The following is a 9,390-nucleotide window of genomic DNA, read 5'->3' on the forward strand; positions in this document are numbered from 1 at the left end:
GTGAACCTGTCAAAGAGAAAAGGGGAAGGGACAACGGACAAGGACAGCGACAAAGAGACAAGGAGCAAAGAGACAAGGGGCAAGACGAAGGAAGGAGAAGGAAGGCTGTGGCAGCGGTGTGCGAGCACCGTTGGCCTTCCCTCTGTCCTCTTTCGTCTTGCCCCTTGCGCCTTTTTCGCTGCCCTTGTCCGTTACCCCTTGACCTTTTCCCTTTTCACCGCATCTCAGCGCGAAGCGTGACCGTCTGCCCCGGTGGGATCTCCACGTCGAAGGCGATCGGCGTGAGCCCAGGAGAGTGGATCTCGATGCGATGGGGGCCGGCTTCCAGGTTCAGGTGCTGGAAGACGCCGTCGAAGTCGTCGACGATGCCCACGTAGTTGTCGTCGGCGAAGACCTGTGCGTCGCGAGGCGCATCGGTGATCCGCAGTCCGCCGTACGTCACGCCCGGAGTCGGGTCGTAGTACGTCGTCGGGACGGTGCCGAACGGGTAGAGACCGTCATCGCCGTAGTAGACGCCGACGCCGATGCTCGGGCGGTAATAGTACGGCTGCCAGTACCCGAAGCCGAGCACGCGCGGGTAGATGAAGCGCGGCGAGATGACGCTGTAGCTCCAGGGCCCACGCCAGCCCGGCGCCACGTAGCGCGGACGGCCGTAGTAGCCGTAGCTGTAGGCGCGCGGCGAGACGTACGCACGCGGGACCGCGTAGCCCGGACGAGCGGCGTACCCGGGACGACCGTAGTAGCCGGAGCGCGCCGAGTAGCCGGGACGCGGCGCGTACGCCGGACGACCGCGATCCCCGCGCACGCCGTAACCGGGACGCGAGTACTGGGGCGTGGCTGGGCGCGCTGACTGGTAGTACCCGCGTCCGCCGTCCCCTCGAGGCGCGGCGTACCGGCCCGAGCCGCCACGCGGTCCGGCCGATGGACGCGAAACCTGGGGCGCCGACTGGCGCTGCTGCGGCTGGCCGTACGAACGTCCGCCGCTCGGACGACCACCGCCCCCATCCCGACTGACGCTCGGGCGGCCACCTCCGCCGCCTCGGGATCCGCCGTCCCCACCGGGATTCCGCTGTCGCTGCGCCAATGCGGGCGACGCCACCAGCAACCCTGCGAGTACTGCTACGGTGACCACTTGTCTGGACATCATGGGACGCTCCTGCCCGTGAGTATTCAATTCGCGGGCCAGCTCTCCGAATCGAGGATTTCCGCAGTGTATCGCGCATCGCCGGTGACCGGCGTCCTCGGACACCGGCCGGACGGAACGCGCCGTCCTCTTGCGGCGTCAGTAGTCCTGATGCGCCACACCAGACGAACCTTTCTCGCCACGGGTCTTGCCGCCACGACGGGGACCGCCGCCTGGGCGAGCCTCTCGGAGTCCTGGGCGGCCCGTTTCATCAGGGGCCGGATCGCCGAGATCGGGCAGGACGTGCCATCCGCCGCGTTCACGCCAACGCCGGCGACGTGGAATGCCAACGCCATCACCCTGGCATGGCTCGGGCACGCCAGCGTGCTCGTCGACTTCTACGGACTGCGCATCCTCACGGACCCGACGTTCTTCAACAGGATCGGCATGTCCGTCGGCGTCGGCACGCTCGGTCCGCTGCGCCTGTCGGCGTGCGCGCTCGCACCCGGTGCCGTACCGCACGTGGATCTGGTCCTGGTCACCCACGCCCACTTCGATCACCTCGACACGCCGTCGCTCGCCGCGGTGCCGGGCAAGCCGGTCGTGGTCATGGCCCACGGCACGTCCGATCTCCTGCCGCGACGTGACACGGCCGGCATCCACGAGCTGCGCTGGGACGAGACGGTACGCGTGCGCACGCCGCGCGGTGAGGCTCTCGTGCGCGCGATCGAGGTCCGCCACTGGGGCGCCCGCGTCCAGCGCGACACCTGGCGCGGCTACACCGGCTTCATCGTCGAGCGCGAGGGGCGGCGCCTGATCCTCGGTGGAGACACCGCGGAGACCCCGGCCTTCCGTGCGCACAGGCGTCACGGTCCCTTCGATGCCGCCGTCATGCCCATCGGCGCGTACAACCCGTGGCTCAGCAATCACTGCACGCCCGAACAGGCGGTGCAGATGGCCGACGCCGCCGGTGCCCGGCTGTTCGTACCCATCCATCACCTGTCGTTCAAGCTGAGTCGCGAACCCGTGAACGAACCGCTGGAACGCGTTGAAGCGATGCTCGCGAAGGAACACGATCGACTCGCGCTGCGCGCGATCGGCGAAACGGCGATCCTGTCCTGAGATCGCTTCGCTCGCAGCAGTAAGGACGCGGCTCAGCCATTCCCCAATCGTCAGCCCCCGTTCGGTCTCTCACCGCGGGTTCGTTTTCAGCGACGTGACGTCAGGATTCGCCGACGCGGCCGTCAAGGCAGGCATGCCTGCTGATGAGTTGTTCAGCACGCTGTACGCCGAGCTGCACCGCCTCGCGCGGCGAGAGGTCAGGCGACGCCAGCCATTCGGCGGGTTCAGCGCGACAACGCTGCTGCACGAAGCGTATCTGTCCATGTCCTCGCGCGAAGGCACGGTCTTCGTCGATCACGCACGGTTCATGGCATACGCCGCCCGCGTGATGCGCGGCATCATCGTCGACGACATCCGCCGACTGCGATCGGGCAAGCACGGCGGCGACTTCCACATCACGGCACTCGACACGCGGCACGCACCGGTGCTCGCGCACACGAGCCAGGTGCTGCGCGTCGCCGACGCGCTCGACGCGCTCGCGCAGGCCGATCCGGCGCTGGCCGAGATCGTCGAGCTGAAGTTCTTCTGCGGCTTCTCCTTCGGCGAGATTGCGCGCATGCGCGGCGTGTCCGAGCGCACCATCCAGCGCGCCTGGGAAAAGGGCCGGCTCTATCTGCACTACGCCATCGCGCAGGCGCACCCCCACGCCACTCCCGCCGATGCTGCCGTTCCCGCGTGATCGCTGGCACGTCCTGAGCCCGTACGTCGATCGGGCGCTCGACCTCGCACCCGAGGCGCGCGGCCCATGGCTTGCCTCGCTCGAGGCGATCGACGCACTACTGGCCCGGGATCTCCGCTCGCTCCTGCTCGATCGCTCGCACACCGGCTTTCTCGAGGGCACGGCGCTCGAGACCCTCACGAGCGATACTCCGCCGCTGACCGGCCAGGTGATCGGGGCATACCGGCTCGTCGAGTTGTTGGGGCAGGGCGGCAGCGGCATGGTGTGGCGGGCCGAGCGCTGCGACGGTCGCTTCGAAGGCCAGGCCGCCATCAAGCTGCTCGACCTTGCGCTGATCGGACGATCGGGCGAGGAACGGTTCCGGCGCGAAGGCACGATCCTCGCGCGCCTCACGCATCCGGGTATCGCGCACCTGATCGACGCCGGCGTCTCGCCGACAGGCCAGCCGTATCTCGTGCTCGAACTGGTCGAAGGTCAGGCGATCGATCGCTACGCCGACGAGCAGGGGCTCGACGTCGCGTCGCGCCTGCGCCTGTTCCTCGACGTGCTCGCCGCCGTCGCGCACGCGCACGCGAACCTCATCGTGCATCGCGACATCAAGCCGGGCAACGTACTGGTGAGCGTCGACCGACGCGTGAAGCTGCTCGACTTCGGCATCGCGCAACTCGTGCGGCGCGCGTCTGACGGAGACGAGCCGGTCGCGGGACCGCTCACGCGGGAGATCAGACGGGCCCTGACGCCGGCGTTCGCGGCGCCCGAGCAACTCGCCGGCGGATGCGTCACCACGGCGACCGACGTGTACGCGCTCGGCGTCCTCCTGTACGTGCTGCTCAGCGGCCGGCATCCCGCCGGCGGAAGGGTGAACGCGTCGGCGTCGCTCGTTCGCGCCGTCCTCGACGAGGAGCCGCCGCCGGTCTCGATGGCCGTCATCGATGACCGGAGCGAGGAGGTTGCCGGACACGCCCCCCGTCGCGGCTCCGGCACCGCACGCCTGCGTCGCGCGTTGCGCGGGGATCTCGACACGATCGTCGCGAAGGCGCTGCGGAACGACCCGGCGCAGCGCTACGTCTCGGTGGCGGCGTTTGCCGACGACATCCGGCGGTATCTCGACCGAGAGCCGATCGCCGCACGCGGTGGCGCCGTCGCATACCGTACGGGCCGCTTCCTCCGACGTCACGTGCGCAGCGTCGCCGGCGTCGCGATCGCCGTCGTGTGTCTCGTGTCGATGGCACTCCTCTACGCAACCCGCCTCGCCACCGAACGCGACCGGGCGCAGCGCGAGGCCGCGAAGGCGGTAAAGGTGAGCGAGATGCTGATGTCGGTGCTGACGAGTGCCGACCCGTACGCGATTCGCAGCGGCGCCGGAGAGCCGACGATGCGGAGCATGCTTGACGAGGGCGCGGATCGCGTGCGGCGCGAACTGGCCAACGAACCTGGACTGCAGGCCGAGATGCTCGGGCTGCTGGGACGCACGTACCGCCGCCTGGGCGAGTACGACAAGGCGCAGGCGCTCCTCGTGCAGGCCGTCGACAACGCCTCGCGTGCGGCCGACGCCGATCCGGGCGCCGGCGCGAGCGCGCTTGCCGAACTGGGCGTGGTGCTCGTGGATCAGGGCGACTACACCGGTGCAGCGCGCACTCTGGAACGGGCGCTGGTACGTCAGCGCGCGCTGCTCGGCGCGCGGCATCCCGACGTGGCCATCACGCTCGCCGAGCTCGGGCGCGTGTACCAGGACCAGGGACTGTCCGACCGTGCTGAAGCGCTGCACCGCGAAGCCCTTGCCATCCGGCGAGCCGTCCTTGGCGAGGAGCATCCCCAGACGGCCGTCAGTCAGAGCGACCTTGCGTCGGTGCTGCGGCTCGCCGGCGACGTCCATGGAGCCGACGCGTTGCTCCGACTGAGCCTTGAGACGAACAGGCAGACGCGAGGCGCCACGCATCCCAACACCGCCACCACGCTGCACGACCTTGCACTCGTCACGGCTGGCCGTGGCAACTGGGCAGAGGCGGAGCGCGAGCTTCGCACGGTACTCGGCATGCAGCAGTCGACGATGGGACCGTCGCACCCGACGGTGGCCACGACGCTCAACAGCCTCGCGCGAGCCGAGATGGCGCTCGGGCGTCCACGCGATGCCGCGCTCACGCTCGATCGTGCGCTCGCCATCGTCGAGCCCGTGCTGGGCCCCGAGCATCAACTCGTGGCGATCTACGCGCTCAACAGGGCCGCAGCGTACGTGGCCATGGGCGAGACCGCGGCTGCGCTTCCACGCCTTGCGGAGGCCGTCACCGCACGATCGCGAGCGCCTCTCGTGGTCCCGGCGCGACGGCGCACCATGGCCAGCGACGACTGGGACATGGCGGCCGCGAACGCACTGCTCGCGGCCGCCACCGGAACACGAAGGGCTGCGACGCCCGCGCGCGAGGCGCCGACGCCGGAGGCTCAGCGTCGGGTTCCGATCGTGACCCAGTAGTCGCGCGGCACGCAGATGCCGAGCGCGTTCGTGAACCGCCCGTGATAGGCGATGAAGTCCTCGCGGAGTTCCTCACGCGCCTCGGTACTCAGGTTTTCCGCGAGCGTCCGCGTCGGGCCGTATCCCGTCGAGAACGTGGACCACGCCGCCGCGGCGTTCGGCTCGCGGTAGTACGACGTGGCAGGCTCGAATCGCAGTTCGAACGCCGCGCCGAGCAGTTCCTCGATCCGCGTTGTCCGTCCCCAGGCAAACGGCGACGGAGGTGGCGGCGTGGCAGACACGGCCATGTGCGCCTTCATGACCTGGAACATGCCGAAGACGGTGCCATCCGGCGACCACGTCGCGAGGGCGATGCGCCCGCCGGGCCGCACGACGCGCGCGAGTTCGGCCGCCGCGGCTTCGGGCCGGCTCGCGAACATCACGCCGAACGTCGAGATCACGGCGTCGAACTCGCTCGTTGCGAACGGAAGCTGCTCGGCGTCGCCGATCTGGTAGTCGATGGACAGCTTCTCGGCCAGCGCCCGGGCGCTGGCCGTCTCGAGCAGTTCCTCCGCGATGTCGCAGCCGATGACCTGCGCCCCGCGACGGGCCACCACGCGCGAAGCCCATCCTGTTCCCGTGGACAGGTCGAGGATCTTCTCGCCATGGATCGGGTCCAGACGCAGAACCGTGTGCTCGATGGCATCGGCGATCCCGCGGCTGATCTGGTCGTACGCGCCGCCGCCGCGGCTCCAGACGCCTGCCGCCTGCATGTTGTGTGGACGAATCTTCGAGCTCATGAATGACTCCTTGGTACAGGGACCGATGCGGTCCCGAATGAAACGACTCCACGAAGGGGCCGCACAGGAGTCATCGAAAACGGCGCCCGGATCCCGACATCGGCCGAGCTCGCGGCGTTTCGTCATTGCGCATTCGTCGTTCGTCATCCTCCGCGTTTCCGGCAGCGCAGCAGCGCGGCATTGACTGAATGTCCCGCTCACCGTACCGTCGCTCATCATGCGCACGCCGCCGCTCCTGCTTTCCTTCGCCGCCCTGATGCTGGCGGGCTCGTTGCCAGTCGGGCTCGCCGGTCAGACACCCTCCACGACGCCGCGTGCGTTCATCGACGGCACGGGGCCGGGATGGCGCACGCTCGGGCCCGACGACTTCGCGCCGGTGAACGGGTATGCCGACACGTGGAGGTGGGAGGGCGACCTGCTGAAGTCGACGGGCGTGCCGATCGGCGTGATGCGCACGCGCGATCAGTTCCTCAACTTCGAGCTGGTGATCGAGTGGCGGCACATGAAGTCGGCCGGCAATTCCGGCGTGTTCGCGTGGGTGCCGATGAAGGCGCTCGACGGGCTGCCGCCCGATCGGCTGCCGCGCTACGGGATCGAGATCCAGATGCTGGACCACGGCTATCGCGAATGGTTCCGCAAGCAGAGCGGCGGCAAACCCGACGGCTGGTTCACGACCAACGGTGACATCTTCCCCGTCGGCAACTCGAAGCTGGACAACTTCGAGCCGCGATCGCCTGACGGATCGCGCAGCTTCCCGCGCAAGGAACTGAGCCGTGGCGTGGGCGAGTGGAACCACTACTACGTCCGCGGCATCAACGGCGAGATCCGGCTCTGGGTGAACGGCGAAGAGGTGTCCGGCGGGCGCAACGCCGACCCGCGTACCGGGTTCCTGTGCCTCGAGGCCGAAGGATCGCCCGTCGAGTTCCGCAACATCCGCGTGAGGGAGCTGCCGTGAGTCGTAAGGATCTGCTGTCGCGTCGCGCGTTCGTGCAGCACGGCGCGATGGCCGCCGGTGCCTTGTCGGTGCCCGCGCTCATGGCGGGCTGCGGCCGCGCAGACGAGCCCGAGCCCGCTCCGGCGGAGACGCCAGCCGAAGCGCCCGCTGCGCCCGGCGGGTTCCGCCTCATGACGCTCGACCCGGGCCACTTCCACGCCGCGCTCGTGCAGAAGTCGATGTACCCCGACGTCGATCCGGTGGTGCACGTCTTCGCGCCCGAGGGCGAGGAGCTGAAACAGCACCTCGCGCGCATCACCGGCTACAACGCGCGCGCGGAGAATCCCACGCACTGGGACGAGCGTGTCCACACGAGCGCCGACTTCCTCGACCGCATGCTCGCCGATCGCCCGGGCAACATCGTGGTCATCGCCGGCAACAACGCGCGCAAGGCGGAGTACATCCTGCGGTCCGTCGAAGCGGGTTTCAACGTGCTCGCCGACAAGCCGATGGCGCGTACGCCCGCCGACCTGAAGACGCTGGAGCAGGCCTTCGCCGTGGCGAAGGACAAGGGCGTGCTGCTCTACGACATCATGACGGAGCGCTTCGAGGTCACGAGCCTCCTGCAGCGCGCGCTCTCGCGCGTGTCGAGCCTCTTCGGCGAACTGCAGCGCGGCACGCCGGAGGAACCGGCGATCACGAAGGAGAGCGTGCACCACTTCTCCAAGACGGTCTCCGGATCGCCGCTCATCAGGCCGGCGTGGTTCTTCGACGTCGAACAGCAGGGCGAAGGGATCATCGACGTCACGACACACCTGGTGGACCTGGTCCAGTGGGCGGTGTTCCCCGACGAAACGCTGTCGCCTTCGGACGTCACGGTGCTCCAGGCACGACGGTGGACGACACCGGTCACGCGCGCGGAGTTCGCGAAGGTGACCAACGCGAAGTCGTTCCCTGCGTACCTGTCGGGGGCCGTGAAGAACAACGTGCTGCACGTCTACTCGAACGGCGCGTTCACGTATCGCCTGCGCGACGTCCATGCGCGCGTGTCGGTGGTGTGGAACTTCGAGGCTCCCGCCGGCGCGGGCGACACGCACTTCTCGATGATGCGGGGCACGCGCGCCAACCTCGTGATCCGGCAGGGTGCCGAGCAGGGCTACGCGCCGAAGCTGTACGTCGAGCGCGTGGAGGCGGTCCCTGTGGCCGAGCACGAAACCGCGCTGCACGCCGCCGTGGCCGCCATCCAGACGACGTACCCGGGCGTGTCGGTGGCACGCGATGGGAATCGGTGGGTGATGGAGGTGCCGGCGAGCTACAACGTGGGCCACGAAGCGCACTTCGGACAGGTCACCGAGCACTACCTCTCGTCCCTCAGGGCCGGCGCACTCCCCGGTTGGGAAGTGCCGAACATGATCACGAAGTACGCCACCATCATGCAGGCGTATGAGCTGAGCCGCCAGTGACCCCGCGCAGGGGCGACGCATGCGTCGCCCCTGCATCTCCCTGGCGTCTCCGCGAGGCCATAAAGTCGGCCCCATGGGCGACTGTTGCTTCGACAAACCGGCCGCCTGCCCGTGAAATCATTGAAATAGCCGACAAACGACGAGGGCCGCGCCCATGGCACGGTCCTCGCTACACAAAGGGGCAGTTCGACGGTGCCCCAGCCGCCGTCTACCGGTTCGGTACCCTTCGGGCAGACGTCCGAGGGTGTGCCGCACACGAGTCAACGGCTCATGACGCGCACGCTCTTCTCATCGCTTCTCGTTCTCGGTCTCTCCGCGGCCACGGCCCACGCCGATCCGTACACCGTTCCCGGCGGCGGCCCCGACGACTACAACTGGTTCATGCCCGGCTTCGGCAGCGGCTCGAACGGTATCGTGACCTCGACGTTCGATCCCGACGCCGTCAGCATGGCGCGCGACCCCAACACAGGAACAGCCATCGAGTTGGCCGCCGACCAGCAGCACTTCGGGCTGCCCTGGGGGGCTGAACTGCCGTTCTACGGCGACGACGAACTGGTCGGGGCCTTCGCGGGTCCGGGGTCGACCGAGGTGGCCGGCCCGAGTGCCAGCTTCGCTTTCCGGTTCGACAACAGCGTCTCCAGCAGGGCAACTGCCGTGCCCGAGCCAGGCTCGCTGCTCCTGCTCGGCGCGGCCCTGCTCGGCGCCGCGCACACGCTGCGCCGCCGCCCATAGTCGCCCGCGGCCACCGGGCCCGTCCGTCTCCCCTCGTCTCCTCGTCTCCTCGTCTCCTCGTCTCCTCGGCTCCTCGTCCCGCCGCCGG

Annotated in this window: 8 protein-coding genes; 6 read left to right on the plus strand and 2 right to left on the minus strand. The window is 68.9% G+C overall.

Annotation, left to right across the window (positions count from 1 at the left end; translation table 11 throughout):
* Positions 1 to 214: 214 nt before the first annotated feature.
* Positions 215 to 1,147 (minus strand): hypothetical protein, encoded by a 933-nt coding sequence (locus IT182_00910; protein ID MCC6161894.1) that lies wholly within the window; start codon positions 1,145 to 1,147, stop codon positions 215 to 217.
* A 147-nt stretch (positions 1,148 to 1,294) separates the two neighbouring features.
* Between IT182_00910 and IT182_00915 the strand changes: the two genes are divergently transcribed.
* From IT182_00915 to IT182_00925, 3 genes are all read left to right on the plus strand, one after another.
* Complete coding sequence (locus IT182_00915) at positions 1,295 to 2,245, plus strand: MBL fold metallo-hydrolase (GenBank protein ID MCC6161895.1); 951 nt, start codon at positions 1,295 to 1,297, stop codon at positions 2,243 to 2,245.
* Positions 2,246 to 2,339: 94 nt separating this feature from the next.
* On the plus strand, positions 2,340 to 2,924 hold the full coding sequence (locus IT182_00920; protein ID MCC6161896.1) for a sigma-70 family RNA polymerase sigma factor: 585 nt from the start codon (positions 2,340 to 2,342) through the stop codon (positions 2,922 to 2,924).
* Positions 2,905 to 5,394, plus strand: a complete 2,490-nt coding sequence (locus IT182_00925) for a serine/threonine protein kinase (protein ID MCC6161897.1) — start codon at positions 2,905 to 2,907, stop codon at positions 5,392 to 5,394. The genes IT182_00920 and IT182_00925 overlap by 20 nt, the downstream gene beginning before the upstream one ends.
* Here IT182_00925 and IT182_00930 read toward each other — a convergent pair.
* Positions 5,364 to 6,173, minus strand: coding sequence for a class I SAM-dependent methyltransferase (locus IT182_00930; protein MCC6161898.1), 810 nt, complete (start codon positions 6,171 to 6,173; stop codon positions 5,364 to 5,366). The two genes, IT182_00925 and IT182_00930, sit on opposite strands and share 31 nt — an antisense overlap.
* Before the next feature lie 217 nt (positions 6,174 to 6,390).
* On the opposite strand from IT182_00930, the gene IT182_00935 reads away from it, so the two are divergent.
* From IT182_00935 to IT182_00945, 3 genes are all read left to right on the plus strand, one after another.
* Complete coding sequence (locus tag IT182_00935; protein MCC6161899.1) at positions 6,391 to 7,128, plus strand: DUF1080 domain-containing protein; 738 nt, start codon at positions 6,391 to 6,393, stop codon at positions 7,126 to 7,128.
* Between the two features lie 80 nt (positions 7,129 to 7,208).
* Positions 7,209 to 8,570 carry a Gfo/Idh/MocA family oxidoreductase gene (locus IT182_00940; protein MCC6161900.1) on the plus strand — a complete coding sequence of 454 codons (1,362 nt, stop codon included), beginning with the start codon at positions 7,209 to 7,211 and terminating at the stop codon, positions 8,568 to 8,570.
* A gap of 270 nt (positions 8,571 to 8,840) precedes the next feature.
* Entirely contained in the window at positions 8,841 to 9,302 is a 462-nt protein-coding gene (locus IT182_00945) for a PEP-CTERM sorting domain-containing protein (GenBank protein MCC6161901.1), read from the plus strand.
* Positions 9,303 to 9,390 lie beyond the last annotated feature (88 nt).

The organism is Acidobacteriota bacterium, assembly GCA_020845575.1.
Classification (GTDB): Bacteria; Acidobacteriota; Vicinamibacteria; order Vicinamibacterales; family Vicinamibacteraceae; genus Luteitalea.